This is a genomic window from Nonomuraea spiralis (assembly GCF_014648435.1).
In the GTDB taxonomy this organism is placed as follows: domain Bacteria; phylum Actinomycetota; class Actinomycetes; order Streptosporangiales; family Streptosporangiaceae; genus Nonomuraea; species Nonomuraea spiralis.
The window spans coordinates 170,460-196,445 of record NZ_BMRC01000016.1; the positions used below are offsets into that span (position 1 = coordinate 170,460).

Annotated in this window: 24 protein-coding genes; 10 read left to right on the top strand and 14 right to left on the bottom strand. The window is 71.0% G+C overall.

Annotated elements, in window-relative coordinates:
- Positions 1–262 precede the first annotated feature (262 nt).
- Positions 263–1,969 carry a 2-isopropylmalate synthase gene (leuA, locus tag IEZ27_RS33830; protein WP_189650970.1) on the top strand — a complete coding sequence of 569 codons (1,707 nt, stop codon included), beginning with the start codon at positions 263–265 and terminating at the stop codon, positions 1,967–1,969.
- 70 nt (positions 1,970–2,039) lie between these two features.
- On the opposite strand, the gene IEZ27_RS33835 is transcribed toward leuA, so the two are convergent.
- Positions 2,040–2,735: a TetR/AcrR family transcriptional regulator gene (locus tag IEZ27_RS33835; RefSeq protein WP_189650971.1), complete on the bottom strand. Its 696-nt coding sequence runs from the start codon at positions 2,733–2,735 to the stop codon at positions 2,040–2,042.
- 118 nt (positions 2,736–2,853) lie between these two features.
- Between IEZ27_RS33835 and IEZ27_RS33840 the strand changes: the two genes are divergently transcribed.
- From IEZ27_RS33840 to IEZ27_RS33850, 3 genes are read left to right on the top strand one after another with little or no spacing between them, the layout of a single operon-like run.
- Positions 2,854–3,207 (top strand): YrdB family protein, encoded by a 354-nt coding sequence (locus tag IEZ27_RS33840; RefSeq protein ID WP_125633329.1) that lies wholly within the window; start codon positions 2,854–2,856, stop codon positions 3,205–3,207.
- A gap of 2 nt (positions 3,208–3,209) precedes the next feature.
- Entirely contained in the window at positions 3,210–4,121 is a 912-nt protein-coding gene (locus tag IEZ27_RS33845; RefSeq protein WP_189650972.1) for an NAD-dependent epimerase/dehydratase family protein, read from the top strand.
- Positions 4,118–5,002 (top strand): Gfo/Idh/MocA family protein, encoded by an 885-nt coding sequence (locus IEZ27_RS33850; RefSeq protein WP_189650973.1) that lies wholly within the window; start codon positions 4,118–4,120, stop codon positions 5,000–5,002. Before IEZ27_RS33845 ends, IEZ27_RS33850 begins: the two co-directional genes overlap by 4 nt.
- Here IEZ27_RS33850 and IEZ27_RS33855 read toward each other — a convergent pair.
- The 4 genes from IEZ27_RS33855 to IEZ27_RS33870 are packed head-to-tail and all read right to left on the bottom strand — an operon-like array spanning position 4,986 to position 9,388.
- The gene (locus tag IEZ27_RS33855; RefSeq protein WP_189650974.1) at positions 4,986–5,810 is read right to left on the bottom strand and encodes a trypsin-like serine peptidase; all 825 of its coding nucleotides are present in this window, start codon (positions 5,808–5,810) and stop codon (positions 4,986–4,988) included. The two genes, IEZ27_RS33850 and IEZ27_RS33855, sit on opposite strands and share 17 nt — an antisense overlap.
- Positions 5,811–5,866: 56 nt before the next feature.
- Positions 5,867–6,886, bottom strand: coding sequence for an acetamidase/formamidase family protein (locus tag IEZ27_RS33860; RefSeq protein WP_189650975.1), 1,020 nt, complete (start codon positions 6,884–6,886; stop codon positions 5,867–5,869).
- Positions 6,883–8,250, bottom strand: a complete 1,368-nt coding sequence (locus tag IEZ27_RS33865; protein WP_189650976.1) for an APC family permease — start codon at positions 8,248–8,250, stop codon at positions 6,883–6,885. The genes IEZ27_RS33860 and IEZ27_RS33865 overlap by 4 nt, the downstream gene beginning before the upstream one ends.
- 58 nt (positions 8,251–8,308) lie before the next feature.
- The gene (locus tag IEZ27_RS33870; RefSeq protein WP_229824587.1) at positions 8,309–9,388 is read right to left on the bottom strand and encodes a substrate-binding domain-containing protein; all 1,080 of its coding nucleotides are present in this window, start codon (positions 9,386–9,388) and stop codon (positions 8,309–8,311) included.
- 51 nt (positions 9,389–9,439) lie between these two features.
- Here IEZ27_RS33870 and IEZ27_RS33875 point away from each other — a divergent pair, with 51 nt between their 5' ends.
- A complete protein-coding gene (locus IEZ27_RS33875; protein ID WP_189650977.1) occupies positions 9,440–9,886 on the top strand; it encodes a MarR family winged helix-turn-helix transcriptional regulator in 447 nt (148 codons plus the stop codon).
- A gap of 10 nt (positions 9,887–9,896) precedes the next feature.
- Here the strand turns inward: IEZ27_RS33875 and IEZ27_RS33880 are convergent, their stop codons facing one another.
- The gene (locus IEZ27_RS33880; protein WP_125633313.1) at positions 9,897–10,091 is read right to left on the bottom strand and encodes a hypothetical protein; all 195 of its coding nucleotides are present in this window, start codon (positions 10,089–10,091) and stop codon (positions 9,897–9,899) included.
- Between the two features lie 72 nt (positions 10,092–10,163).
- Positions 10,164–11,441 (bottom strand): Glu/Leu/Phe/Val family dehydrogenase, encoded by a 1,278-nt coding sequence (locus tag IEZ27_RS33885; RefSeq protein ID WP_189650978.1) that lies wholly within the window; start codon positions 11,439–11,441, stop codon positions 10,164–10,166.
- A 215-nt stretch (positions 11,442–11,656) separates the two neighbouring features.
- Here IEZ27_RS33885 and IEZ27_RS33890 point away from each other — a divergent pair, with 215 nt between their 5' ends.
- The 4 genes from IEZ27_RS33890 (at position 11,657) to IEZ27_RS33905 (ending at position 15,855) form a co-directional block, all read left to right on the top strand.
- Positions 11,657–13,216, top strand: a complete 1,560-nt coding sequence (locus IEZ27_RS33890) for an alkaline phosphatase D family protein (RefSeq protein ID WP_189650979.1) — start codon at positions 11,657–11,659, stop codon at positions 13,214–13,216.
- Positions 13,217–13,226: 10 nt separating this feature from the next.
- Positions 13,227–13,943, top strand: a complete 717-nt coding sequence (locus IEZ27_RS33895) for a class I SAM-dependent methyltransferase (protein ID WP_189650980.1) — start codon at positions 13,227–13,229, stop codon at positions 13,941–13,943.
- 81 nt (positions 13,944–14,024) lie between these two features.
- On the top strand, positions 14,025–14,618 hold the full coding sequence (locus IEZ27_RS33900; RefSeq protein ID WP_189650981.1) for an RNA polymerase sigma factor: 594 nt from the start codon (positions 14,025–14,027) through the stop codon (positions 14,616–14,618).
- Positions 14,611–15,855, top strand: coding sequence for a CU044_5270 family protein (locus tag IEZ27_RS33905; protein WP_189650982.1), 1,245 nt, complete (start codon positions 14,611–14,613; stop codon positions 15,853–15,855). The genes IEZ27_RS33900 and IEZ27_RS33905 overlap by 8 nt, the downstream gene beginning before the upstream one ends.
- A 64-nt stretch (positions 15,856–15,919) precedes the next feature.
- Here IEZ27_RS33905 and rocD read toward each other — a convergent pair whose 3' ends face one another.
- The 3 genes from rocD to IEZ27_RS33920 form a co-directional block, all read right to left on the bottom strand.
- Complete coding sequence (gene rocD, locus IEZ27_RS33910; protein WP_189650983.1) at positions 15,920–17,125, bottom strand: ornithine--oxo-acid transaminase; 1,206 nt, start codon at positions 17,123–17,125, stop codon at positions 15,920–15,922.
- 1 nt (position 17,126) lies between these two features.
- Positions 17,127–17,924: a dimethylargininase gene (ddaH, locus tag IEZ27_RS33915; RefSeq protein ID WP_189650984.1), complete on the bottom strand. Its 798-nt coding sequence runs from the start codon at positions 17,922–17,924 to the stop codon at positions 17,127–17,129.
- A gap of 122 nt (positions 17,925–18,046) precedes the next feature.
- Positions 18,047–18,535, bottom strand: coding sequence for an Lrp/AsnC family transcriptional regulator (locus IEZ27_RS33920; RefSeq protein ID WP_189650985.1), 489 nt, complete (start codon positions 18,533–18,535; stop codon positions 18,047–18,049).
- A gap of 91 nt (positions 18,536–18,626) precedes the next feature.
- Here IEZ27_RS33920 and IEZ27_RS55355 point away from each other — a divergent pair, with 91 nt between their 5' ends.
- On the top strand, positions 18,627–20,975 hold the full coding sequence (locus tag IEZ27_RS55355; RefSeq protein ID WP_189650986.1) for a GH1 family beta-glucosidase: 2,349 nt from the start codon (positions 18,627–18,629) through the stop codon (positions 20,973–20,975).
- On the opposite strand, the gene IEZ27_RS33930 is transcribed toward IEZ27_RS55355, so the two are convergent.
- The 4 genes from IEZ27_RS33930 to IEZ27_RS55105 form a co-directional block, all read right to left on the bottom strand.
- Positions 20,972–21,919 (bottom strand): isopenicillin N synthase family dioxygenase, encoded by a 948-nt coding sequence (locus tag IEZ27_RS33930; RefSeq protein ID WP_229824589.1) that lies wholly within the window; start codon positions 21,917–21,919, stop codon positions 20,972–20,974. The genes IEZ27_RS55355 and IEZ27_RS33930 overlap by 4 nt on opposite strands.
- Positions 21,920–21,999: 80 nt before the next feature.
- Entirely contained in the window at positions 22,000–23,409 is a 1,410-nt protein-coding gene (locus IEZ27_RS33935) for a glycoside hydrolase family 16 protein (protein ID WP_189650988.1), read from the bottom strand.
- 228 nt (positions 23,410–23,637) lie between these two features.
- Positions 23,638–24,357, bottom strand: a complete 720-nt coding sequence (locus IEZ27_RS55100) for a DUF5941 domain-containing protein (protein ID WP_125633293.1) — start codon at positions 24,355–24,357, stop codon at positions 23,638–23,640.
- Positions 24,354–25,862: a CDP-alcohol phosphatidyltransferase family protein gene (locus tag IEZ27_RS55105; RefSeq protein ID WP_189650989.1), complete on the bottom strand. Its 1,509-nt coding sequence runs from the start codon at positions 25,860–25,862 to the stop codon at positions 24,354–24,356. Before IEZ27_RS55105 ends, IEZ27_RS55100 begins: the two co-directional genes overlap by 4 nt.
- Positions 25,863–25,986 lie beyond the last annotated feature (124 nt).

Consider the following 25,986-nt stretch of genomic DNA (forward strand, 5'->3'; position numbering starts at 1 on the left):
GGCATTCCATCCGCTGGCCCGCCGGTGGCCCCGGATGGAATTTCATGGCCCCCACCTGGTGTTTCCCCATCGGTGGACCGATCGGCTCTCATGATGTGAGATCAAGGGCGGCGTATCTCGAGACGTCTGGTAGCGTGCTTGGCATGCTGCGCGGGCTGCTTCTTAGCTGCCGCGGCGAGGGCCTGTAAGGCCGGCTCCCTCGTCGCGGAGCCAGTCGTGCGCGTCGGCCGCTTTCTGACTCGACCGACGAGGAGCAGCAGACATGAACGCCCAGCAGCCCAGCCCCATGCCGGCCCATCGTTATCAGCCGTTCGAAGCGATCCGGCTGACCGATCGCACGTGGCCCGACCAGGTCATCACCAAGGCGCCCCGCTGGTGCGCGGTCGACCTGCGTGACGGCAACCAGGCCCTGATCGACCCGATGGACTCCCACCGCAAGCTCCAGATGTTCGAGCTGCTGGTACGCATGGGCTACAAGGAGATCGAGGTGGGCTTCCCGGCCGCCTCGCAGACCGACTTCGACTTCATCCGGCAGATCATCGACGAGGGCCGCATCCCCGACGACGTCGCCGTCCAGGTGCTGACCCAGGCCAGGCCCGAGCTGATCGAGCGCACCTTCGAGGCGATCGAGGGCGCCAAGCAGGCCATCGTCCACCTGTACAACTCGACCTCCACCCTCCAGCGCTGCGTCGTGTTCGGCCTGGACAAGGAGGGCATCACCGCCATCGCCGTCGAGGGCGCCAAGCTGGTCAAGAAGCTGGCCGACGCGACCGACGTCGACGTGCGCTTCCAGTACTCTCCCGAGTCGTTCACCGGCACCGAGCTGGAGTACGCCGTCGAGGTGTGCGACGCCGTCAATGAGGTGTGGCAGCCCACGCCCGACCGCAAGGTCATCATCAACCTGCCCGCCACGGTCGAGATGGCCACACCCAACATCTACGCCGACCAGATCGAGTGGATGCACCGCAACCTGCGCCACCGCGACTCGATCGTGTTGTCGCTGCACCCGCACAACGACCGCGGCAGCGCCGTGGCCGCCGCCGAGCTGGGCTACATGGCCGGCGCCGACCGCATCGAGGGCTGCCTGTTCGGCAACGGCGAGCGCACCGGCAACGTCTGCCTGGTCACGCTGGGCATGAACCTGTTCTCCCAGGGCGTCGACCCCGAGATCGACTTCAGTGACATCGACGAGATCCGCCGCGTCACCGAGTACTGCAACCAGCTCCCCGTCCACCCGCGCCACCCGTGGGGCGGCGAGCTGGTCTACACCGCCTTCTCCGGCTCCCACCAGGACGCCATCAAGAAGGGCTTCGAGCACCTGGAGCGCGACGCCGCGGCGGCGGGCACCCCGGTGGCCGAGTTCACCTGGGCGGTGCCCTACCTGCCGATCGACCCGAAGGACATCGGCCGCAGCTACGAGGCGGTCATCCGGGTCAACAGCCAGTCCGGCAAGGGCGGGGTCGCCTACATCATGAAGGCCGACCACCAGCTCGACCTGCCGCGCCGGCTGCAGATCGAGTTCTCCAAGGTCGTGCAGGCCCGTACCGATTCCGACGGCGGCGAGATCAGCCCCGCCGCGATGTACGAGATCTTCCGCGACGAATACCTGCCCAACCCGGCCAACCGCTGGGGCCGCCTGAGCCTGATGGCCCACCGCCACGAGTCGACCGTCGACGACAAGGACCGCATCGGCGCCGACGTCCGCCTCGACGGCGAGATCCGGGAGATCGCGGGTGTGGGCAACGGCCCGATCTCGGCCTTCATCGACGCCATCGCCGGGGTCGGCATCAAGGTCCGGGTCCTCGACTACGTCGAGCACGCGATGAGCGCGGGCAGCGACGCCAAGGCCGCCTCCTACCTGGAGTGCGAGGTCGACGGGCAGGTGCTGTGGGGCGTGGGCGTCGACGCCAACACCACCACGGCCTCCCTCAAGGCCATCATCTCGGCGGTCAACCGCGCCGCGCGCTGACCCCGTCAGCCGGAAAGGGCAGGAGTGCCGCCGCACTCCTGCCCTTTTTGTCGTGGTGGTGACGCGCTGGTCACGGGGCGAGGCCCAGCGCCGCGGCGGCCAGGCGGAGCGCGTGGTCGAAGGCCGGTCGCCGGTTGTCGACGGTGTTGTTGAACTGGCCGAACACCTCGAAGTTGACCCAGCCGTACAACGTCGACCAGGACGCGATCGCCCGCCACACCACGTCGTCGGGCACACCCGGCATCAGGGCGCGGATACGTTCGGCGTCGTCGGCCACCTCCGGCGGCGCCTCGGGGCCGGCCGGCGCGTGGAGCTCGCCGGCGCCCCAGGCGTCGGAGACGATCGAGCCGAGCACGGTGACGTCGCGCAGGCGGGCCTGGACGGTGTCCTGCGGCGCCTGGTAACCGGGCACGGGGGAGCCGTAGATCAGGGCGTACTCGTGGGGGTGGGCGACCGCCCAGTCGCGTACGGCGTGGCCGGCCGCCATCCAGCGGGCCAGGTGGGCGGAGCGCGGGCAGGCGGCCTCGGCCTGCTCGACGGCCTCGCCCAGGGCGTTGTAGCCGTCGATGATCAAGGCGGTCAGCAGGTCGTCACGGCTCGGGAAGTAGCGGTAGATGGCCGAGGAGACCATGCCCATCTCCCGCGCGACGGCCCTCAGCGACAGGCCGCCGGCGCCGTCGGTGGCAAGCTGGCGGCGGGCGATGTCGGTGATCTCCCTGGTGAGCTCGGCTCTCACGCGCTCTCGCGCGGTACGGCTGGCTGTCATGCAAGCAGGCTATCAGAGCGGTGCCAGAAAACGAGAGCACTGCTCTTGACGACTGCCGCTCTTATGAGAGAGCATTGCTCTCGTAAGCGAACAGCGCACCACCACAGGGAGACCCCCAATGCTCGCCCTCGCCAAGAACGCCAACGCCGTCCTGATGTTCTTCCTTGAGCTCGGCGTGCTGGCCTCGGTCGCGTACTGGGGGTTCACGCTCAGCCCGAACTGGTGGATCAAGCTCCTCGCGGGGCTGGGTGGTCCGGCGCTGTTCATCGCCGCGTGGGCGCTGTTCGGCGCGGGCGGCGGCGCGAACGCCACGATCCCGCTCACGGGCCTGGCCCGGGCCGCTCTGGAGATCCTCTGGTTCGGCGGCGGCGCGCTCGCGCTCTACGCCGCGGGCCGCGCCACCCCGGCGATCGTCTTCGCCGCCGTCTTCGTCGTCAACGCGGTGCTCCGCCTCATCTGGAAGCAGGTCTGATCATGGGAAAGCATGTCGTCGTGGGGTCCGGTCAGGTCGGCACGCACCTGGCCGGCAAGCTCGCCGCACAGGGGCACGAGGTCGTCGTCGTGACCCGCTCTGGCCGCGGACCCGAAGGGACGGTCAGGGTGGCCGCCGACGTGGCCGACAAGGCCCGGCTGAGCGAGCTGGCCAAGGGCGCCGACGTCCTCTACAACTGCGTCAACCCGGCCTACCACCGCTGGCTCACCGACTGGCCGCCGATCGCCGAGTCGTTCCTGGCCGCCGCCGAGTCGAGCGGGGCCGTGCTGACCATCCTCGGCAACCTCTACCCGTACGGACCCGTCACCGGGCCGATGACCGAGGACCTGCCGCTCGCCTCCACCACCCCCAAGGCCCGGGTACGCGCCAAGATCTGGCACGACGCGCTGGCCGCCCACCGGGCCGGGCGCATCAGGACGACAGAGGTGCGCGGCTCGGACTTCTTCGGCCCCGGCGCCACCGACCAGTCCCACCTCGGCACTCGCTTCATCCCGGCGCTCAGGGCGGGCAAGACCATCCAGCTCGTCTTCCCGGCCGACATGCCGCACAGCTGGACCTACCTGCCGGACGTGGCCGACGCCCTGATCACGGCCGGCGCCGACGAGCGGGCCTGGGGCCGCCCCTGGCACGTGCCCACCGACGAGCCGATGACCTTCCGGGAGATCGGTGCGCGCATGGCCGGCCTGCTGGGCCTGCCCACGCCGAAGATGACGACCCTGCCGTGGCCGCTGTTGCGGGCGACCGGGCTGTTCTCGCCCATGATCGGCGAACTGCGGCACGTCCGGTACCAGTTCACCGCGCCGTACGTGCTCGACTCCTCGGCGTTTCAGCAGGTCTTCGGCGTCGCGCCTACGCCGATGGAGACCGCGCTGAGGACTACGCTCGACGGATGAAGATAGCCATGATCGGCCTGGGCGACATCGCGGAGAAGGCGTACCTGCCCGTGCTCGCCGCCCAGTCCCTCGACCTCCACCTGTGCACCCGCAACACCGCGCGGCTCGACCGGCTCGGTGACGCCTACCGCATCGCCGACCGGTCCACCAGCGTGGACGAGGTGATCAAGGCAGGGGTCGACGCCGCGTTCGTGCACGCCGCGACCGAGGCCCACCCGGAGATCGTCGAGCCGCTGCTCAGCGCCGGGATCCACGTCTACGTCGACAAGCCGATCGCCTACAGCCTGGCCGAGTCCGAGCGGCTGGCGCGGCTGGCGGAGTCCGAGGGCAGGTCGCTGATGGTCGGGTTCAACCGCCGTCACGCCCCCGGATACATCGGGCTCACCGCCCTTCCCCGTCACCTCGTGCTGATGGAGAAGAACCGCGACAACTACCCCGACGCGCCCCGGCGGGCCATCTTCGAGGACTTCATCCACGTCGTGGACACCCTCAGGTTCCTCGCCCCCGGCCCGGTCAACGAGACCAGGATCCGCACCCGCGTCCGTCGCGACCTGCTCGAACACATCGTGCTCGAACTGTCGGGCGACGGCTTCACCGCGATCGGCGTGATGAACCGGGTCAGCGGCGCCGGCGAGGAGACCTGCGAGGTCATGGGCGACGGCATCAAGCGGCGCGTGGTCAACCTCGGCGACGTCCTCGACTACGAGGGCGGCGAGACGCTCACCAGACGGCCTGACTGGGTGCCGGTCGCCCGGCAGCGCGGCATCGAGCAGGCCTGCCAGGAGTTCCTGCTCGCGGTGCGCGAGGGCCGGGTGATCAGCGCGGACGACGCCCTGATCACCCACGCCATCTGCGAGGACGCCGTCAACCAGGCTTCCTGACCCGCATCGACTCGTCGGCCCTGGCGAACATGCGGTCGAACGTGTCCCCGCCCAGCCGGGCCAGCACCGTGTACCCCTCGGTGTCGCTCAGCGGGCTGGAGGAGGAGACCACCCCCGCCACCGAGCCGCCGTACAGGGCCGGGCCGCCGCTCCCTCCGGCGGCGGCGTGGCAGTTGCGGGTGACCATCACGCCGGGGCCCACCGTGGAGCCCTCCACCGCGTCGCCCAGGCACCGGTACATCTGCGTGCCCGGGTAACGTCTGCCCGCCGGGTAGCCGAGCAGTTCGAGCCCGCGCAGCTCGGCGCCCCGCCCGGTGCGCAGCGGCGGCAGGCCGGGGCCGACCACCGACTCCAGCGGCCGTTTGCCCTTGACGACCCCGACCAGGCCGACGTCGTACGGGAGCACGCCGGGCGAGTCGGGACTGGCCCGCCAGCGGGCAGGCACCCACGTACGGACCGCGGACCAGACGCCGTGCCGCGGGTTCCCCCGGTCGAAGCCGGGCATGAAGGTCACCCGCTGGAGCTGCCGGCCCTCGTGGTAGAGACAGTGGGCGGCCGTCAGCACCAGGCTGCGGCTGCGCGAGCCGATCACCGCGCCCCCGCACCAGATGTCCGTCCGCGTGACGGGATCGTGGCCGAGCAGCACGCCCGTCACCCGCCGCGCCCCCGTGTAGGGGCGCGGCACCGGCGCGTAGCCCAGGCGGTCGCCGTCCGGGGTCAGCACGCGGGGGACGGGGACGTCGCGCAGCGAGACGTCGCTGACGCCAGCCGGATCGAGCAGGACCAGAGACAGAACCAACCTGAGCACTTTCCCACTGTACGGGGAAGATGATCAATGCCCTGACCTGCGACACCAACGTTTACCTAAGCGGGGGATTGTGTCGAACCATACTGGGCGCCCAGGGCCCGCAGACGGGCGTGGGCGTCCTCGTACACCGAGGGTGCTCCCAGGTAGGTCTTGGGCAGTTTGGCGACCATGGTGTAGTTGGTGTCGCACACGTTCCCGACCGGCGCCTGGCCGGCCTGGCTGACGAGCTGGTACGCGTCCAGCGTGTCGAGCCCGGTCAGCTCCGACGCCCAGGTGACCAGGTCGTGCTGGCTGATCCGGTACGCGTCCTCAAGGGGCCTGGCCGAGCCGGTGGACATCAGGTGCAGATCGTCCTCCAGCCGCGGCCAGGGGGTGGCCACGCCCTTGATCAGCTCGACCGCCACCACGGTGTTCATGGCCGACTCCACGGCCGTGCCGCAGACCTCACCGTGCCCCTGCAGACCATGGCCGTCACCGATCGAGAACATGCCGCCCTCGACGTTGACACCCAGGTAGACGGTGACGCCGGCGCGCAGCTCCGGAGTGTCCATGTTGCCGCCGTGCGCGTCGGGGGTGATGGTCATCCGGGCCTCGTTGGCGCCCGGGGCCACGCCCACCGTGCCGTGCATCGGGTCGAGCGGCAGCGCGACGCTGAAGTCGCTGTTGCGGGCGTGGTAGACGGCCACGCCCTTGTCCACGTCGATGTCGTAGCGCCACACCCGCTCCTCCAGCGGCGGCTGGAGCATCGCCGTGGTGTGGGTGCCGGTCAGCGCGCCGAAGTGCGGGAACGTGGTGGAGACCGCCCAGTCGCGGGCCGGCGTGATGCTGACGAAGTGCAGCGCCAGCGTGTCGCCGGGCTCGGCCCCCTCCACGTGGAACGGGCCGGTCACGGGATTCAGGTACGGGAACTCGCAGACCCGCGACGGCAGGTCCTCCACGGTCCGTACCAGGCCGCCGAAGCAGTCCTCGGTGTACAGCTCCATCACCGTCCCCGGCCGCACCCTGCCCAGGGCGGCACGGCCGCCGAAGGTGTAGCTGAGCTCCTCCGGCGTGGGGTGGTAGGAGACGACGTTCACTTGACCTCCGAGGGGAGAACGGGCCTGCGGCCGATGAGATAGCTGACGCCGAGGACGACGAGCCCGACCGCCAGCCAGATGAGGCCGACCGTCTGGGTCACCAGCTTCGTGTTGTACACCACGGCGGCCAGGACGAGGAAGCCGATCGCCGGCGCGACGACGTGCGCCCACACGTTCCTGCTGCGCCCGCGGACCCGGTAGTGGACGACGACGGCCACGTGCAGGATCAGGAAGGCGGTCATCGCGCCGAAGTTCACGAGCTGGCTGAGCAGCGCGATGCCGTCCTCGCGGCTGTTCATGTAGAGGCCGATGGCCAGCGACAACACCGCGACGGCGAGCGTGGCGTTGACCGGCACCTGGTGCTTGGGGTGCACCTTGGCCAGGAACGAGGGGAGCATGCGGTCGCGGGCCATCGCGAACAGCAGGCGCGAGGTGGCCGCCTGGGCCACCAGCGAGTTGGCGAAGCCCCACGCGATCGCGGTGGCGACGGCGGTCAGCACGCTCAACCAGTGGCCGCCGGCGAACTCCGCCATGCGGTAGAAGGCGTCACCGTTCTTGTCGCCATCGGCGATCAGTTGGGCGCGGTCCGGCATGAGCAGCGCCGCGACCCACGTCTGCGCCACGAACAGCACCGCGGCCAGTCCCAGCGCCGCCACCATCGAACGGCCGAGCCGCCTGCCGTCCTCCTTGTTCTCCTCGGCCAGCGTCGAGATGCCGTCGAAGCCGAGGAACGACAACACCGCCGTCGCCGCCGCGCCGAACACCAGTGTCCAGCTGAACGCCGAGGACTCGAAGATCGGCGTGAACGCGCCCGCCTGGGCCTTGCCCTGCGCCAGGGCGACGACGCCGACCACCATGAAGATCGCCAGTACGGCCAGCTCGGCGACCAGCATCACCCGCGTGATGCGCGCGGTCATCTGGATGCCCATGTAGTTGACGGCCGTGTTGAGCAGCACGAAGATGATCAGCCAGCCCCAGACCGGGATGCCGGGCACGAACGAGTTCATGGCCAGGCTGGCGATGAGGTAGAGCAGCGACGGCACCAGGATGTAGTCGAGCAGGATCGCCCATCCCGCGATGAACCCGACCGGCGCCGAGATGCCGCGCCCGGCGTAGGTGTAGACGGAGCCGGCCATGGGGAACGCCTGGGCCATCTGCGAGTACGACAGCGCCGTGAACGCCATGGCGACCAGGCCGATGATGTAGGCCAGCGCGACCATGCCGCCGGACGACTGGAACACGCCGCCGAAGATGCCGAAGGGTGCGATCGGCACCATGAAGATCAGGCCATAGATCATCAGGTCGGCGAAGCCCAGAGAGCGTTTGAGCTCTTGGCGGTAGCCGAACTGCTCAACGGTGCTCATGTTGCGCGGCTCCTTGTCGAGGTTGGGGGGTGACTCGCACCTTAGAGCCAAAAGCTTTCTACTGAAAAGGTTTCTCAAGCAAGAAATCGAGGCCGTCCGCCCTGCCGAGGTGCACCGTCCGCCGCACCTGACGGTTCACCAGCGTGAGCGGGCCGCGCGCGCTGACGATCGTGGTGCCGTCGGCGACCGCGTCGAGCGCCGGGACGGCCAGGCTGCCCGCCCGCCCCGACAGCGCGGCGAGCATCGCGACGGCCTCGTAGCAGCCCTGGCCGTGGGCGTTGAGCATGGGGGCGTACGGGCCGAAGCGTTTGGCGTACCGTTCGGCGAAGTCGAGGCTCGCCTCGGTCGGCAGGTCGCGGAAGTAGCCCATCGACGCGTAGAGCTCGCCGGTGCCGTCGCCGCCGATGCCGAGCAGGCCGTGCTCCTCCAGCGCGCCGCACAGCCGGGCCGCGCCGAGCCCGCTCGCCGCGTAGGCCCGGTTGAAGGCCACCAGGTCGCTGCCGATCAGCGTGAGCAGGATCGCGTCGGGGCGGGCGTCGGCGATCCGGCCGAGCCGGGAGGCCGCCTCGCCGTACCGGACGAACGCCTCGCCGACGACGGTCGCGCCGCGCGCGTGCAGCCGCCGGCGCGCGCCCGCGTGCACCAGGCGCGGCCAGACGTAGTCGTTGCCCAGCAGGTACCAGCGCCGCGCCCGGTGGACCTGGACCAGCCATTCGATGCCGGGTTCGAGCTGCCGGCCCGGGGTCTCGCCGAGGAAGTAGACACCCGGCGCGTGCCCACCGCCCTCGTACGGCGGCGCGTACACGAACGGGACCCGTCCGCCGATCGCGGCGACCACGTCCACGCGCACGTCGCTGGCGTGCGTACCGGCGACCGCCTCGACCGTGCCGGACGCGACCAGCCCGGCCACCTCGGCCGCCACCTCGGGCCCCGGCCGGCCGCCGTCGACGAGCACCAGCTCGACCTGCCTGCCGAGGACGCCGCCCCGGGCGTTGACCTCCTCGGCGGCCAGCACGGCGCAGTTGATCGCGCACGGCCCCACCAGCCCGAGCACCCCGGACACGGGCACGACCAAGCCGATCCGGACCGCGTCCGAGGGGATGAGCCGGGCCTCGAAAGGATCGACGATCGCCGTCACGCGGACGAGTATCCTCCGAACTAGCTCTCCGGTGAAAGGACCTGATCTGTCATGGCTAATTCCGGGCTGGGGTCCTCACTCGCGTACCTGCTCAGCCGGGCCGAACGCAGCGTCACGCGCGGTCTGGCGACGACGCTGGCCGGTGAGGACGTCACGGTCGAGCAGTGGCGCATCCTGCGCGCGCTGGCCGACGGGCGTGGTCATTCGATGGGGGAGCTGGCCGAGGCGGTGCTCATGCCGCACCCGACGCTCACCAAGGCGGTCGACCGGCTGATCGACCGCGCGCTGGTCCACCGGGGCGCGTCGGCGGGCGACCGGCGGCGGGTGGCGGTGTTCCTGGCCGACCGGGGGCGCGACCTGCTGGCACGTGTGGACGGCACGGTGGCCGAGCACCACCGGGCCATCGCCGCCGCGTTCGGCGACGAGCGTACGGGACGGCTGATGCGCGAGCTTGAGGACCTGGTCACCGCCCTTGACTACGCACCGGTCAAGTCCTGAGCCCCGGCGGTCAGCTCTCGTGGCGTTTCCTGTCGTGGTCGGCCCACAGCAGGAGCGCCACGCCGGCGACCGCGAGCCCCAGGTAGGCCATCAGCGGCAGCTCGACGAGCCGCCCCACGAACCCCCATTCGCTGTCGAACCAGACGCGCCCGACGAACCCGCCGAGCCCTTGGATGACGGCCATGATCCCGATGAATCCCCTCATGCCTGCGACAGTGGCAGAACATGACCCGCCCCGGCATCGAACCTTGGACGGGTCACGTGCGACCAAAGTAGGTCAGGGATAGAGCCCGCGCATGCTGTGGGCCTCGGCGACCCGGCCCACGCCGATCACGTGCGCCGCCTCCCGCAGCGTCAGCCCGCGCTCGGCGGACAGCGACTTGACCTCGGCGAAGGCGCTTTCCATGAGGTCGCGCAGCTTCACCTCGACCTCGCGGGAGCTCCAGGAGAAGGCCTGCATGTTCTGCACCCACTCCAGGTACGACACGATCACGCCGCCCGCGTTGGCCAGGATGTCCGGCACGACGGTGGTGCCGTTGGCGGCCAGGATCTCGTCGGCCTCCGGCGTGGTGGGGCCGTTGGCGCCCTCCACGATCAGCCGGGCGCGCACGCGGGGCGCGTTCGCCTCGGTGATCACGCCTTCGAGCGCGGCCGGGACGAGCACGTCCACGTCGAGCTCGAACAGGTCGTCGTGGGCCATGGCGTCGGCCAGCGGATAGCCGGTCACGCCGCCGGTCTCGGCCACCCAGGCACGCAGGTGGGCGACGTCGAGGCCGCCGGGCGCGTAGAGCGCGCCGGTGACGTCGGAGACGGCGACCACCTTGCAGCCCGAGTCGGACAGGTACTGCGCGGCCAGCGCGCCCACCTTGCCGAAGCCCTGCACGGCCACCGTCACGCCCTCGGGCGAGCGCCCGAGCGCGGACAGCGCCGCGATCTGCACGCCGCGCGAGGTCGATCCGGTACGGCCGAGCGAGCCGCCCAGCGTCATCGGCTTGCCGGTGACCACGCCGGGCACCGAGTAGCCTGCGTTGACGCTGTAGGTGTCCATGATCCAGGCCATGGTCTGCTCGTCGGTGCCGACGTCGGGGGCCGGGATGTCCTTCTCCGGGCCGATCAGCGGCAGGATCTCGTTGACGTAGCGGCGGGTGAGCCGTTCGAGCTCGATCGTGGTCAGCGCGGTCGGGTCGACGGCCACGCCGCCCTTGGCGCCGCCGTACGGGATGCCGACCAGCGCGCACTTCCACGTCATCCACATCGCGAGGGCGGTGACCTCATGGATGTCGGTGGCGGGATGAAAACGGATGCCGCCCTTGGCGGGGCCGCGTGAGACGTTGTGCTGGACGCGGAAGCCCTGGACGACGTCCATGCGTCCGTCCTCGCGGCGCACCGGGACCGAGACGGTCAGCGAGCGGCGGGGCGTGGCCAGCATCGTGCGGAGCCCGTCGTCGAGACCGAGGTGCGCGGCGGCCTGGTTGAGTTGGTGAAGAGCGGAATCGAGCGCCTGTTGACCAGGTGTGATCAGCGCCGGCGTCTTTGACGGCACCATGATGCTCATGGTCGAGTTTCCTCCTGTATGCGCGCCCATTTTGTGGGAGAAGGCGCCGTTGCCTTCTCTCTTGGGCGTGTTGTCTCGATCATCCTAGGCCGGGCAGTTTGACCTTGCCTAGGTTATGAAGGGATATCCAAGCCGTTGATCAACGTGCTGGGAACGTGCCACTCTGGCAGGCTAACGAGCGAGAGTGTGCCGAATCGTCGAAACCGGGGGGTTGGATGCCCGCACTCGTGGTTGGGCCCATGTTGCGTCACGTCGACTCGGTCAGCGCCTCGATCTGGGTGGAGACCGGCGAGCCCTGCACGGTCACCGTCGAAGCGGCAGGCAGGGCTTATCGGTCGCCCACCTTCACCGTGCACGGTCACCACTACGCGATCGTGGATCTCGTTGGCCTGTCCCAGGATATCGCCTCCTATTCCGTCAGCCTCGACGGGGACCAGGTGTGGCCCCTGGCGGGTCGTCCGGCCAGCCGCATCCGGTTAATGCCCGCCGAAGGGCCGCGCAGGATGGCGTTCGGCTCGTGCCGCACCAGCGTGCCGCACGACTCGGCGCACGTCCGCACCCACGGCGACGACGTGCTGCGCGCCTACGGCGTGAGCCTCATGCGCGCCGGCGACGAGGACTGGCCCGACCTGCTGCTGCTCCTCGGCGACCAGGTCTACGCCGACAACCCGTCCCCCCAGATGCTCGACTACATCCACGCGCGCAGGAACACCGAGCCGCAGGGCGAGATCGCCGACTTCGAGGAGTACGCCGAGCTCTACCGCCAGGCGTGGACCGACCCGGAGATCCGCTGGTTGTTGTCCACCGTGCCCACGGCGATGATCTTCGACGACCACGACCTGCGCGACGACTGGAACACCTCCCACTCCTGGCGGGCCAAGATGGCCCGGACGAGCTGGTGGCCCCGCCGCGTGGTCGCGGGGCTCGGGGCCTACTGGGTCTACCAGCACCTCGGCAACCTGACCCCGGCCGAGCGCGCGGACGATCCGCTGGTACGCGAGCTCACCGAGGGCGGCGGCGACGGCGGGCCGGCCCTCGACGCCTTCGCCGCCAAGGCCGACGCCGAGCCGGGCAGCAACCGCTGGAGCTACACCCGCGACCTCGGGCACACCCGGTTGATCATGATCGACACCAGGTGCGCCAGGCAGCTCACGCCCGGCGACCGGCGCATGCTCGACCCCGAGGAGTGGGCCTGGCTCGAGGAACAGGCCGCCGCGCCGGCCCGGCGGCTGGTCATCGGCTCCTCGATCCCGTTCCTGCTGCCCGAGGGCGTCCACGGCGTCCAGAACTGGAACGAGGCGCTGTGCGACGGCAAGTGGGGCCGCACCGCGCAGCGGCTGTCGGAGCAGCTTCGGCAGTTCGTCGACCTGGAGCACTGGGCGGCCTTCCGCCGCTCGTTCGAGGACCTGTCCAGGCTGCTGGTCCGGCTCGGCAGGCCCGCGGTGATCCTGTCCGGCGACGTCCACTACTCCTATCTGGCCAAGGCGTCGGCCGGGCAGATCCACCAGGTCGTCTGCTCGCCGATCCGCAACCCGCTGAGCCGGCTGCTGCGCTGGGCCAACGTGCTCACCCAGTTCGGGCTGGCGACGCTGGTCGGCGGGCTGCTCGCGCGGCTGGCCGGCATCCGGCGGCCGCCGTTCCGGTGGCGGGTGACCAAGGGGCCCTGGTTCCAGAACGCGCTGGCCACGCTGACCTTCCCCGACGAGGTCGAGGTCACCTGGTACGAGTCGACGGGCGACGGGGTCCGGCCGATCGACTCGGTCCGCCTGTCGTAGAAATGACCTCATGAGCGACGACCAGTACTCCCTCGCCGTCCCCTTCTACGACCTGTGGCACGAGGACGGGCACGTCCCCGAGATCCGCGAGCTGCTGCCGCCCCTGCTGAAGGGGGTGCGGCGCAGCGTCATGGAGATCGGCGCGGGCACCGGCCTGATCACCGAGCTGATCGTCCGGGAGACGACGGCAGACGTCTACGCCGTCGAACCGGCGCTCGCCATGCGGTCGGTGTTGCTGTCGCGGGTGGCCGCCAGCGAGGAGGCGCGCCGCCGCGTCACCGTGCTGCCGTACGGGGCGCTCGACGTCGACGTGGACGAGCCGGTCGAGGCGATCGTGATGATCTCGGTGTTGCAGGCGTTCCCGGCGGCGCGGCGGGAGGAGTTGTGGCGGGTGCTGGCCCGGCAGCTCCAGCCGGGCGGGCTGCTGCTGTTCAACTGGCGCGAGCGGCCCGCGCCCACGCCGGGTGAGCTGGAGCTCATGGGGGCGTACCAGGTCGGGCGGCACTCGTACGAGGTCTGGGGGCAGGTGGTCGAGGTCGCCGGCGAGACCGTACGCTCCCGCTTCCTCTACCGGGTCAGGCAGCGCGGCGTGGTGATCGGCGAGGACGAGGTCACCAGCGAGGCCCACCGGCCGGGCGGCGAGCGGCTGGCCGCGGAGCTGACCGCGGCCGGGTTCGCCAGGGACGAGGCTCCCGACGGCCTGGCGGCCTGGCGCAGGACGGCATAGCCGGAAGGCAGCCGGAGAAAGGTGGAACCGGGTTCCCCCATGCGGCCAAGAACAGGGTGACCGCATGAGAGAGGACCGGACGTGGTGAGTGTCGAGGACAGAACCGAAACGCTGGATGACTCGACGTTGATCGGGCATTCGCTCGGCGACCCCGAGCGTTTCGCGGCGTTGTTCGACCGGCACGCCGACGAGATCCACAGGTACGCCGCCCGGCGCCTGGGCGCGGAACTGGCCGACGACGTGACCGGCGAGGTGTTCCTCCTCGCCTTCCGCGGACGCGCCCGCTACGACCGCTCGCTTCCCGACGCCAGACCTTGGTTGTACGGCATCGCGACCAAGGTCGTGTCCCAGCACCGCAGGGCCGAACGGCGGCGCACCGCGGCCATGGCCAGGGTGGGCGCCGAGCGTCCGGGCGGCTTCGACGAGCGCAGCGCCGACCGGGTCACCGCCGAGCAGCTCCAGCCTCGCCTGGCCAAGGCGCTGACCAGGCTCAGCGCGGGCGAGCGCGACCTGCTGCTGCTCGTGGCATGGGCCGACCTGACCTACGAGGACGCCGCCCGCGCCCTCGGCGTGCCCGTCGGCACCGTTCGATCCAGGTTGCACCGGCTCCGCGTCAAGGTACGCAGGGCGCTCGGCGGCATCGACCCCTTCGCAGAGGAGCCCCAGCATGGATGACGAGATCCGTACCTTCGCCGACGGCAGGCCGTCCGCGCCGTCGTACGAGCCGCAGGCCCGCGCGCGGGCCAGGGAACGGCTGCTGGCCGAGGCGCGCGGCGGGCGACGCCTGCGGCTGCCGAGGCTGGGCTGGCAGACGGCCGCCGCGTTCGGTGTCACGGTCGTCCTGGTCGGCGGCGTGGCGGTGGCGCTGTCCGGCCAGAACACGCCGGGCGCCCGCCCGGCCACGTCCGTGGTGCTCACGACCGGCGAGCTGAACCCCCGGCCGGACCAGTTCATCCTGGTCGAGTCCGACACCATGTACGGCGCGCACTCGGTCAACGGCTCCGGAGGGGAGAGCCGCCACCTCTACCGCCAGCACCGCAAGATCTGGAAGTCGGTGGACGGCAGCAAGGACGGCCTGCTGCTGATCGAAGGCCGGGAGCCGCGGCCCTGGCCGGGCGAGCCGCTGCCCGCGGACGCCGGGAACTGGCAGGGCAGCCAGTGGAACCGGCTCGCCTCCTGCCCCGATCTGCGTGGCTCCAACCGCGACGACTACGTCTACCTGAGCACGCTCCCGGCCGACGCCACGGCCATGCGGAACGGCCTCTACCAGCCGGTCCCCCAGGGAAAGGCCATCAGCGCCGACGCCGCCGCCTTCACCCGCGCCGGCGACCTCGTCAGGGAGAACTACCTGCCCAAGCCGCAGCGGGACGCGCTGTTCGAGGCCGTGAAGGCGATCCCCGGCGTCGAGGTGGCCGAGGGCGTGGCCGACTCCTCGGGACGCGTGGGCGTGGCGCTGGGCCGGGTCACCGACTTCGGGGTGCGCGAGGAGCTGATCTTCGACCCGGTCGAGCACATGTTCCTCGGCGAGCGGCAGACGGCGGCCGGTGAGCAGGCCGGGGCGCCCAAGGGCAGCGTGCTGGCCCTGACGGCCCAGCTCGACGTCTCGGTGGTGGACACCCTGCCGGACGCCCCCGACGCCGGTGCCGACGCGAGCTGCGCGGTGGAGACCCTGGCCCCCACCCCCATCCCCTCGGAGACCGACGTGGCGACGTCGGAGCAGCCGGCGGCCGAGGTGACGATCACGTCCACCCTGGCGCCGCCCACGGACGAGCCGGGCGACGGGCCGGAGCCCACCGACACGCCCACCCCGGGTGACGGGTCGAAGCCCAAGCCCACCGACACGCCCACCCCGGGCGACGGGTCGAAGCCGGAGCCCACGCGTACCGTCACGCCCACCCCGGCCGGCTCCTGACGGCCGGCGGCTCGTCACCCGGCGGGCCCGCGCAGGCGGGCCCGCCGGGCGCGGCCGTGCGGGCCTAGAGGCTTTCCAGGACGGCGGCGAGCTGGTCGACCGCCCAGACCAGGTCCTCCTCGGAGATCACGATCGGCGGCGCGAGCCGGATCGTGGACCCGTGGGTGTCCTTGGCGAGCACGCCGCGGGCCATCAGCGCCTTGGACACCTCGCGGCCCGTGCCGAGGGCCGGGTCGATGTCCACGCCCGCCCACAGCCCGCGACCGCGCACCGCCACCACGCCCTTGCCGATCAGCTCGCGCAGCCGGGCGTGCAGCACCTCGCCGAGCCTGGCGGCCCTGGCCTGGAACTCGCCGGTGTTCAGGATGTCGATGACCGCGATCCCGACCGCGCAGGCCAGCGGGTTGCCGCCGAACGTGGACCCGTGCTGGCCCGGCTTGATGACCCCGAGGACGTCCTCGTCCGCGGCGACGGCCGACACCGGCACCACGCCGCCGCCGAGCGCCTTGCCCAGGATGTACATGTCGGGCATGACGTTCTCGTGGTCGCAGGCGAACGTGCGGCCGGTGCGGCCGAGCCCGGACTGGATCTCGTCGGCGATCATCAGCACGTTGTTCTCGGTGCAGATGCGCCTGACCTCGGTCAGGTAGCCGTCCGGCGGCACGAGCACGCCCGCCTCGCCCTGGATCGGCTCGACGAGGACGGCCACCGTGTTGTCGTCGACGGCCTCCCTGATCGCCTCGGCCGACCCGTAACGCACGATCTTGAACCCGGGCGTGTACGGCCCGAACCCGTCGTGCGCGTCGGGGTCGGTCGAGAAGCTGATGATCGTGGTGGTGCGGCCGTGGAAGTTGTCCTCCATCACGATGATGTTGGCCTGCTCGGGCGCCACGCCCTTGACCTCGTAACCCCACTTGCGGGCCACCTTGATCGCGGTCTCGACGGCCTCGGCGCCGGTGTTCATCGGCAGGATCATGTCCTTGCCGGTGAGGTCGCCGAGCCCGGCGCAGAACCGGGCGAACTGGTCGTGGTAGAACGCCCGGCTGGTCAGCGTGAGGTTCTTGAGCTGCTCCTGGGCGGCTTCGATGATCTTCGGGTTGCCGTGACCGAAGTTCAGGGACGAATAGCCCGACAGGCAGTCGAGGTAGCGCTTGCCCTCGACGTCGACGACCCACGCCCCGTGCGCCTCGTGGATGACCACGGGCAGCGGATGGTAGTTGTGCGCGCTGCGGCGCTCGCTCACTTCGATCAGCTCTGCGCTGGTGCTCATGTTACTTCTCCCCCCTGATCTCCAGTGTGCAGCACTTGGGGCCCCCACCGGCCTTGCGCAGCTCCGACAGGTCGACCGGGATCACCTCGTAGCCGCGCCGCTTGAGCTCCAGCTGCAGCCCGGTCGCCTCGGCGTTGATGACGACGTTCCGGCCGTCGCTGACCGCGTTGAGCCCGAGCACCTCGGCGTCCTCGGCGGTCGCGATCACCGCGTCCGGGAACATCACGCGCAGCACCTCCTGGCTGCCCTTGGAGAAGGCGCCGGGGTAGTAGGCGACGTTGCGGCCGTCGAGCGGGAACAGCGCGGTGTCCAGGTGGTAGAAGCGCGGGTCGACCAGCTTCAGCGAGACGACCGGACGGCCCAGGTACTCCTGCGCCTCCTGGTGGGCGACCACGTCGGTGCGGAAGCCGGTGCCGGCGAGGATGACCTCGTCGAGGGTGAGGAAGTCGCCCTCGCCCTCGTTGACGTGCGTGGGCTCCAGCGCCGGGTAGCCGCGCTCGGTGAACCAGCGCAGGTAGGCGGGGCCCTCGGCGCCGCGCTCGGGGAAGGTGAAGCGGGCGCCGTAGACCCGGCCGCCGACGACCAGCGCGCCGTTGGCGGCGAACACCATGTCGGGCAGGCCGTCGATCGGGTCGATGAGGCTGACCTCGTGCCCGAGCTCCTCGTAGGCCGACTTCAGTCCCTCCCACTGCCGGATCGCCACCTCACGGTCCGCGCCGGCCTCGGGGTTCATCCACGGGTTGATCGCGTACTCGACCGCGAAGTAGTCCGGGCGGCACATGAGGAAGTGTTTGGGCATGCAGGGCTCCGTCGTCGTCTGCAGGGAGAATTCCCGTTTCCGGGAGGACGAGGACAGCCTAAGAATTGGTGTTTGCGCAGGCCAAGCGGTGCGCATTGCGCGTTCGCGCAGGTCTGTTGCGTCTATCGGCCGACCATGTGCGATCCGTTGCGCGACTCCGTCAGGGCGCTTCCCGGAGGGGTGTCGACCAGCCTCGACAACACGATCGAGCTCTTGGTCCGGACCACGAAAGCCTCCGCCGCGATGCGCTCGATGACCCGCTCGACGTGCCGTACGTCCGTGGCCCTGATGTGCAGCAGCGCGTCCGCCTCGCCGGTGATCGTGGCCGCCGCCACCACCTCGGGGAACTTGGCCACCGCCACCGCGATGTCCGACGGCTTGGTCTTGCCCTGGCAGAAGAGTTCGACGTACGCCTCGGTGGTCCAGCCGAGCGCCTGCGGCGCGACCCTGGCGCTGAAGCCGGTGATCGCCCCGCTCTTCTGCAACCGGTCGACCCGCCGTTTGACGGCCGACGCGCTCAGCCCCACCTGATGGCCGATGTCCGCGTAGGTCGCGCGGGCGTCGTCCACGAGCGCCGCGATGATGTCACGATCGAGCCGGTCCAGTTCCACGGGCTCTGTATACCGCCTGGCCAGGCTGGCGCGCGACGAGCGCCGCGCGGGAGACTGGGCGTTCGGTCCACTGCCGGAGGATTGCCGCCACATGAATATCGCACGTTTTCCCGAGGGTTTCGTCTGGGGAGCCTCGACGTCGGCCTTCCAGATCGAAGGGGGTACGTCCGCCGACGGACGTGGGCCGTCCATTTGGGATGACTTCGCGGGAGTGCCCGCCGACGCCTGCGACCATTACCACCGATATCGCGACGACGTACGGCTGATGAAAGACCTGGGAATGGCCGCGTACCGGTTCTCGGTAAGCTGGCCGCGAATTCTTCCCGAAGGCGCGGGAAAGGTCAACGCGGCCGGGCTCGACTTCTACGAGCGGCTGGTCGACGCCTTACTCGAAGCGGGCATCACGCCTTATGCGACCCTTTATCACTGGGATCTTCCGCAGGCCCTGGAGGTACGCGGCGGATGGCCCGCCCGCGACACCGCCCGCCGGTTCGCCGACTACGCCGCGATCGTCGCCGCCCGGCTCGGCGACCGGGTCCGCACCTGGTTCACCGTCAACGAGCCGTGGGTGGCGGCCTTCGTCGGCCACGGCTCGGGGGTGCACGCGCCGGGCCGCAGGTCGGCCGCCGACGCGTTCAGGAGCGCCCACCACCTGCTGCTCGCCCACGGCATGGGCGCCCAGGCCCTGCGCGCCGCCGGGGCCGCCGAGGTGGGGGCCGTGCTCAACTTCTCGCCCGTCCTGACGCCCGCCCAGGTCGGCGACTTCGACCGGCCGCTGTCGGAGGAGGACGCCGAGGCCGTGGCCAGGATCGACGCCCTCGTCCACCGGCAGTTCCTCGACCCGCTGCTGCGCGGGGCCTACCCCGCCGACCTGCTGCCGGTCATCGAGGAGCACGCGGGTCTCGGGCACGTCCACGACGGCGACCTGGCCGTCGTCGCCCAGCCGCTCGACCTGCTCGGCGTCAATTACTACACGCCCGCCGTCGTCCAGGCCCAGCCCGGCGAAGCGGCCGACCCGGCTTTTCCGGGAAGCGCCGGCGTGCTTTTCAGCACCATTCCGACGGCGGTCACCGCGATGGGCTGGCCGATCGTCCCGAACGCCCTCTCGCTGCTGCTCAGGCGGCTCACCCGCGAATATCCCGGCCTCGAACTCATGCTCACCGAGAACGGCGCCGACTTCGTCGACACGGTCACCCCCGACGGCATTCACGACGTGGACCGCGTGCAATTCATCGAGGAACACCTGCGGGCCCTGCGCACCTCGATCCAGGAAGGCGCGAACGTTCGCGGATATCTCGTCTGGACGCTGCTCGACAATCTCGAATGGGCCGACGGCCACCGGCGCAAGTTCGGCCTCGTGCACGTCGACTTCGAGACCCAGCGCAGGCGTCCCAAGGACAGCGCGCTGTGGTATCGGGACGTGATCAGGCGCAACGGCCTGACCGAGGTCCCGCCGAAGCGGCCCACCCTGGAGACCGTGGCCGCCCGCGCCCGGGTCTCCAGGGCCACCGTCTCCCGCGTCGTCAACGGCGAGACGTCGGTCAGCCCCGAGGTGCGCGCTTCGGTGCTCCAGGCCGTCAAGGAGCTCGGGTACGTGCCCAACGCCGCCGCCCGCAGCCTGGTCACCCGGCGCACCGACACCGTCGCACTGGTGTTGTCGGTCCCCAGGAACGCCGCCGACCCGCTGCTCCCGGCCGTCGTCCAGTACGTCACGAGCCTGCTGGAGGGCGCGGGCAAGCAGATCACGCTCATGCTCGCCGACACCGCCGAGAGCCACCGCCGCATCGTCCGGCACGCCGAGGCGCGGCTGGTGGACGGCGTCGTCCTGCTGCCGCCCGAACGGGGCGACACGCTGGCCGAACACCTCTCGCGCACCGGCGTGCCCCTCGTGCTGCTGGGCCGGCCGCCGGTCAGCTCGCTGGTGCCGTACGTGGAGGCCGACAACGTGGCGGGCGCCGCGGCGGCCACCGAGCACCTGCTCGCCACGGGCCGCCGCCGCATCGGCATGATCTGCGGCCCGATGGACCTGGTCGCCACGCAGGACCGCCTCGCCGGCCACCGCGCGGCCCTCGAACGCGCCGGGTTGCGGCCCCGCCTGGCGATCGGCGACCTCACCCGCGCCTCCGGCACGGCGGCGGCCGGCCAGCTCCTCGGCGACAGCCCCGACCTGGACGCGATCTTCGCGGCCGGCGACCAGATGGCGATCGGGGCCCTGCGGGCCGCCCGCGCCGCCGGCCGGCGGGTGCCCGACGACCTGGCGATCGTGGGCTTCGGCGACATCGACGCCGCCTCGGCCACCACCCCCGCCCTCACCACCGTACGGCTGCCCGTCGCCGAGCAGGCGCTGGCCCTCGCGCGGCTGCTGCTGTCGCGGCTGGAGGGCCGCAGCACCGCGCCGGTCGTCCTGCCCACCCGCCTGGTGGTTCGCGAGTCGGCCTAGATCTGCCGCTCGAACAGGCGCGGGAAGACCTTGGACACCTTCGACAGCAGGTACGCGCCGTAGGTGCCGGTGAAGTCCACCTGGCCGTCCCACCGCTCGCCGGCGGCGTAGGGGAGCGGCGGCACCTCGCTGTCCCAGCCGGGGTCGAAGAAGAACGGGTAGCTCAGGCGCTCGTTGCCGCTGCGGTTGCGTACGCGGTGGGGGGTCGAGCGGTAGCGGCCGCCGGTGAGCTTGTCGAGCATGTCGCCGATGTTGCAGACGAACGTGCCCGCCAGCGGCGGCGCGTCGATCCAGCCGTCCGCCGTCCGGACCTGGAGCCCGCCGTTGGAGTCCTGGAGGAGGAGGGTGAGCAGGCCGTAGTCGGTGTGCTCGCCCACGCCCCAGGTGTCGTCGTCGTCCGGCGGGGCGGGCGGGTAGTGGAAGATCCGGAACAGGACGGTCGGGTCGGCGGTGTAGCCGGTGCGGAAGTAGCCCTCGTCCAGCCCCAGGCTCAGCGCCACCCCCGACATGACCGCCTGGGCGACCTCCGTCATCGTGTCCAGGTAGGCGAGCACGGCCTCCCGTAGCTCGGGCACCTGGGCGGGGAACAGGTTGGGGCCGTGCAGCGGCAGCGGGCCGGGCGGTTGCTCGGCGCCGAAGTAGACGCCCTCCTTCAGGTCCGGCCGGCCCGAGGTCAGCTCGCCGCCGACCGGGAAGAAGCCGCGCCAGGCCGGGCCGCCCCGGTCCATGGAGATCTCGTCCTTGACCTCCTCGGGCAGCGCGAAGAAGCGCCGGGCGGCCGCGTCGAGCCGGTCGAGGAGGTCCTGAGGCACGCCGTGGCCGCGGACGTAGAAGAACCCGTTGTCACAGCAGGCCGCGCCGATCGCGGCGGCGGCGGCCTGCCGTGCGGGGCCCGTGGTGTCGCCGAGCAGCGGGGAGATGTCGATCACCGGCAATTCGCGCACCGCCTCATTGTTCCCCATTTCCCGCGATCACCATCGAAGGCGGGACCCGGGCCGGAGACCGGACGCGATTCCCCCTGCCGTCAGGTTGTCGAGAAGGTGAACCAGTTGACGTTGACGAAGTCGGCGGGCTGGCCGCTGCTGAAGGTCAGGTAGACGGTGTGCGTGCCGGTCACCCCGCTGATGTTGGCCGGGACCGTACGCCAGCTCTGCCAGCCGCCGGTGCCGGCGAGGGCGAAGTCGCCGATGGGCGCGGCGGACGGGCTGTCCAGCCGTACCTGCACCAGCCCGCTCACCCCGGCCGCCGCTCCCGAGGCCACCCTGGCCTTGAACTGGCGGGCGGGCTCGGACCCGAAGTTCACCCCGTCGTAGCGCAGCCAGTCGCCGTTGGCGATGGCGCCGACGTTCTGGCCGCCGCCGGTGTCGGTGGTGGTCTCGACGATGGTGCCCGACTGGGCCTGGTAGCGCTCGGCCTGGATGGTGGAGCGCGCGTCCACGCCGCCCGGGACGGTCGGGGTCACAGTGGGGGTCGCGGTGGGGGTCGGGCCGGTGCCGCTCTGCCAGACGGCCACGTAGTCCACCAGCAGCGGATGCCCGGGGACGGTCGCCGCCGTCGGCGTGCCCGTACCGGCCAGGGCGTTGGGGAAGGCGCCGCCCATGGCCAGGTTGAGCAGCAGGAAGTAGCCGCCGTGCCCGGTCATGGCATCCCAGGTGGCGGCGTCGAGCTGGCCCTGGCTCACGCTGTGGAACTGCTGGCCGTCGACGTACCAGCGCAGTTGGTTGGGGGTGGCGGCGCGGTCCCACTCGAAGCGGTAGGTGTGGAAGGCCGACTGGCAGGCCGAGCCGGGGCAGGCCCGGCTCGCGCCGAGGCCGGTGGTCTCGTTGCAGGGGCCGCCGGGGTTGACGCCGCAGTGGAGCACGCCCCACACCGAGTTGATGCCGTTGACGTTCTCCATGATGTCGAACTCGCCGATGCCCGGCCAGTTCCAGTAGTTCCCCCGGTACGGCGCCCCGAGCGCCCAGAACGCCGGCCAGTAGCCGAGGGCGGCCTGACCGGTCACGTCCGGCATCTGGATCCTGCCCTCGATCCGCAGGACGCGCCCGGCGGCCGGCTTGAAGTCGGCCCGCCTGGTCTCGACGCGGGCCGAGGTCCACTCGCCCGAGCCGCTGCGCAGGGGCGTGATGCGCAGGTTGCCGGAGCCGTCGAGGCTGACGTTGGAGGTGCTGGAGGTGTAGTTCTGGACCTCGCCGGTGCCCCAGTTGCCCGGCCCGCCGGGGTAGCCGTGCCCGGTGTCGGTGATCCACTCGGCGGACGAGGGCGGTGTCCCTGCCGAGCCGTTGAAGTCGTCGGACCAGACCAGCGACCAGCCGGACGGCGTGGGCGGCACGGACGCCGAGGCGCTGACGGCCACCTTGACGAGCAGCCCGGTGAGTGCCACGAGCACCACGGCCACGGCCAGCAGGCGGCGCCTGTGCCGGATCTGTGTTGTCATCCCTGCTCCATGGGGGGTGTGGAGACGAATGAGAGAGCGCTCTCTTGACGTGACGTAAACACGCGGTTTACCTGTTGTCAATACGGGAGAGCGCGCTCCGGAGCGGGCGACGGGGGGTGCTCCGTGTCCACGCCGGGACCTCCCGGCGGCCGGACGCGAAACGGCGGTCACCGGCGTCCCTGTCGGGAGCCCGTGACCGCCGTCGTGTCCGGAGGGGGAGGTGGCCGCTCAGCCCTTCTCCGCCTCGCCGGTGGCCTGTTCGAGCGCGTCCTCGGGCGAGGCCTCGAGGTCCTGCTCGGCGTCGGCGCCGGCCTGAGCGGAGGCCTTGTCCAGGCGCACCCAGCTCGTCACGCTCTCCACGGCGAACAACACGAACAGGTACGCCGTCAGCACCGCGAGCACCGGCGTCAGCCAGCCCAGCGCCGCGCCGGCACCGATGAGCAGCAGGCGCAGCTCCCAGCCGAGCCCCGCGTGGAACACCCACGCGGGCGGCCAGATGCTCTGCCGCGTACGGTAGACGGTGTCGTAGGTGTGGTAGCCCACCACGTAGACCAGCACGAACAGCAGCCACTTCGGCGCGCCGGCGGCCAGGCCGATCGCGATCATGGCGAGGAACTCGGTGCCGCGCAGCAGCGGCGGGGTGAGCCAGTCGAAGCGGCTCAGGTGGTCGCGCGGCGCGGTCGGCAGCACGAGCAGCAGCGTGATGGCCACCGGCAGGAGCAGCAGCGGCCCCTTGTCGGGCAGCCCGACGACGGTGACGGCGATGACGGCGAGCAGCGCCACGAGCGTGGCGGGGACGGGCGGGAGGCCCTTGCCCAGCTTGCCCGACAGGGCGTGCACGAGCGGGCCGTCGTCGCGGTAGGCGAGCAGGCGGGCGGTCTGGATGCGGCGGCGTTCCTCGTCGGGATCCGGCGTGGGGGTGGCCATGGCCTGCGGTTGAGTGATCATACGAGCGACCTCATGAGGCGTCCGGTGAGGGTGTAGGCGGCGGCGACGGAGCCCCAGATCACGAGGGTGAGGAACGTGATCCGGGCGTCGAAGAGGGCGGCGGTGATCGCGATGGCCGCGAACCGCTCGCCGATGGGGAACACGATCATCTTCCGCGCCCAGTGGACCGCGCGGAACTTGCCCGCCCTGGTCCACATCTTGAGCACACCGCGCAGGCCCTGGCTGCGCTCCACCTTGCGCCGCTCCAGAGCCTTGCGCAGGTCACTGTCGTCGGGGGCGTCGAGCGGGAGCGTGGGGAGCTGCGCGGGCGGCTTGCGCCGGTTGGAGATGCCGAAGGAGAAGTCGAGCAGGTGGCGAATGGACTGCAGCCCGATCGCGGCCAGCGCCAGGATCCAGATGTCGTCGCCGTTGCCCGAGACGACCCAGCCGACGGCCAGGCCGGCGAAGACCACGTATTCCTTGAAGCGGTCGAAGGTGGCGTCGAGCCAGGCTCCGAGCACGCCGAATTTTCGGGCGTACCGGGCGACCTGTCCGTCGACGCAGTCGAACACGAAGGCGAAGTAGATCAGCAGCCCGCCGGCGATCATCCACGGCCGGTCGCCGGTGGCGAAGCAGGCGGCGGCGGCCACGCCGAGCGTGATCGAGATCAGCGTCACCTGGTTGGGCGTCAGCCCGCGCCGGGCCGCCCAGCGGGCGATGAAACGCGAGTAGGTGGAGACGAAGTACGTGGTGAAGAAGCCGTCGGCGCCCTTGACCGCGTTGTTGAGCCGGGCGCGGTCCTCGTTCATGCCGGCCATCTCGGCCCCGGCCTCGTTGACCTCCTCCTGGGTGGTCACCCGGCGGTAGAACAGGTCGCGCCGGCCGCGGATGCCGACCGACACGCCGTTGCGCACCAGGCCGAACACGACGAGCTGGACGAGGTCGTCGTCCTTGCCGAAGCGGTCGGCCATGCGGGCCAGCTCGCGGCAGGTCTGCGCGAGCACGGGGGCGTTGCGGACACTGATGTGCAGCGGGCCGAGCAACACCGCGTTGGGCCTGGTCACCGCGTGGTTGGCGGTGCCGACCGACACGACGCGCGACTTGCCGGCGCGCGTCCGGACCGGCAGCCCTTCGAGGCGGCCGTAGCCGATCTCCGGCTCGGCCTCGTCGATCGGTACGGTGTCCTCCTGCGCCTCCTCGGCCACCTCCAGCCGCGGCTCCTTGGCCACGAGCGCCAGCGCGCCGCGCTTGGCCTTGGTGATCTGGTAGATCAGCTCGTCGTGGACGACCGAGTTCTGGGGGAGGATGAGGAGGCTCTCCGTTGCCGAATCAGCGACGTCGGCCAGGGCGCGCAGGGCGGCGGCCACGTCGCCGGTCTCGATCGTGGCGGGGCGCGGATCATAGGAAGCGAGCTGGCCTCGCAGCCGCTCGGCCACGGTGGGATTGCCGGGCAGCGCGGCCAGCCTCAGGCCGGTCGGAGAGGTGTCGGGGCCGGGCGAAGAGCCCAGCAGGACCACGCGGGTCATGACTCCCTTTCGAGGCAGTAGCGGGGGGTTGAACAACGGGTGATGCGGGGACAGACGTCAAAGTCTAGTGACGGCAGGGCAAAGTCGCGTCACTAGAGCATGCCCGGAACAAGCCGCGGGTGCG

Excerpts from the sequence above, each read along its gene's own strand:
- leuA (WP_189650970.1), top strand. The coding sequence starts at position 263 with ATGAACGCCCAGCAGCCCAGCCCCATGCCGGCCCATCGTTATCAGCCG.
- IEZ27_RS33835 (WP_189650971.1), bottom strand. The coding sequence starts at position 2,735 with ATGACAGCCAGCCGTACCGCGCGAGAGCGCGTGAGAGCCGAGCTCACC.
- IEZ27_RS33840 (WP_125633329.1), top strand. The coding sequence starts at position 2,854 with ATGCTCGCCCTCGCCAAGAACGCCAACGCCGTCCTGATGTTCTTCCTT.
- IEZ27_RS33845 (WP_189650972.1), top strand. The coding sequence starts at position 3,210 with ATGGGAAAGCATGTCGTCGTGGGGTCCGGTCAGGTCGGCACGCACCTG.
- IEZ27_RS33850 (WP_189650973.1), top strand. The coding sequence starts at position 4,118 with ATGAAGATAGCCATGATCGGCCTGGGCGACATCGCGGAGAAGGCGTAC.
- IEZ27_RS33865 (WP_189650976.1), bottom strand. The coding sequence starts at position 8,250 with ATGAGCACCGTTGAGCAGTTCGGCTACCGCCAAGAGCTCAAACGCTCT.
- IEZ27_RS33875 (WP_189650977.1), top strand. The coding sequence starts at position 9,440 with ATGGCTAATTCCGGGCTGGGGTCCTCACTCGCGTACCTGCTCAGCCGG.
- IEZ27_RS33880 (WP_125633313.1), bottom strand. The coding sequence starts at position 10,091 with ATGAGGGGATTCATCGGGATCATGGCCGTCATCCAAGGGCTCGGCGGG.
- IEZ27_RS33885 (WP_189650978.1), bottom strand. The coding sequence starts at position 11,441 with ATGAGCATCATGGTGCCGTCAAAGACGCCGGCGCTGATCACACCTGGT.
- IEZ27_RS33890 (WP_189650979.1), top strand. The coding sequence starts at position 11,657 with ATGCCCGCACTCGTGGTTGGGCCCATGTTGCGTCACGTCGACTCGGTC.
- IEZ27_RS33895 (WP_189650980.1), top strand. The coding sequence starts at position 13,227 with ATGAGCGACGACCAGTACTCCCTCGCCGTCCCCTTCTACGACCTGTGG.
- IEZ27_RS33905 (WP_189650982.1), top strand. The coding sequence starts at position 14,611 with ATGGATGACGAGATCCGTACCTTCGCCGACGGCAGGCCGTCCGCGCCG.
- rocD (WP_189650983.1), bottom strand. The coding sequence starts at position 17,125 with ATGAGCACCAGCGCAGAGCTGATCGAAGTGAGCGAGCGCCGCAGCGCG.
- ddaH (WP_189650984.1), bottom strand. The coding sequence starts at position 17,924 with ATGCCCAAACACTTCCTCATGTGCCGCCCGGACTACTTCGCGGTCGAG.
- IEZ27_RS55355 (WP_189650986.1), top strand. The coding sequence starts at position 18,627 with ATGAATATCGCACGTTTTCCCGAGGGTTTCGTCTGGGGAGCCTCGACG.
- IEZ27_RS33935 (WP_189650988.1), bottom strand. The coding sequence starts at position 23,409 with ATGACAACACAGATCCGGCACAGGCGCCGCCTGCTGGCCGTGGCCGTG.
- IEZ27_RS55100 (WP_125633293.1), bottom strand. The coding sequence starts at position 24,357 with ATGATCACTCAACCGCAGGCCATGGCCACCCCCACGCCGGATCCCGAC.
- IEZ27_RS55105 (WP_189650989.1), bottom strand. The coding sequence starts at position 25,862 with ATGACCCGCGTGGTCCTGCTGGGCTCTTCGCCCGGCCCCGACACCTCT.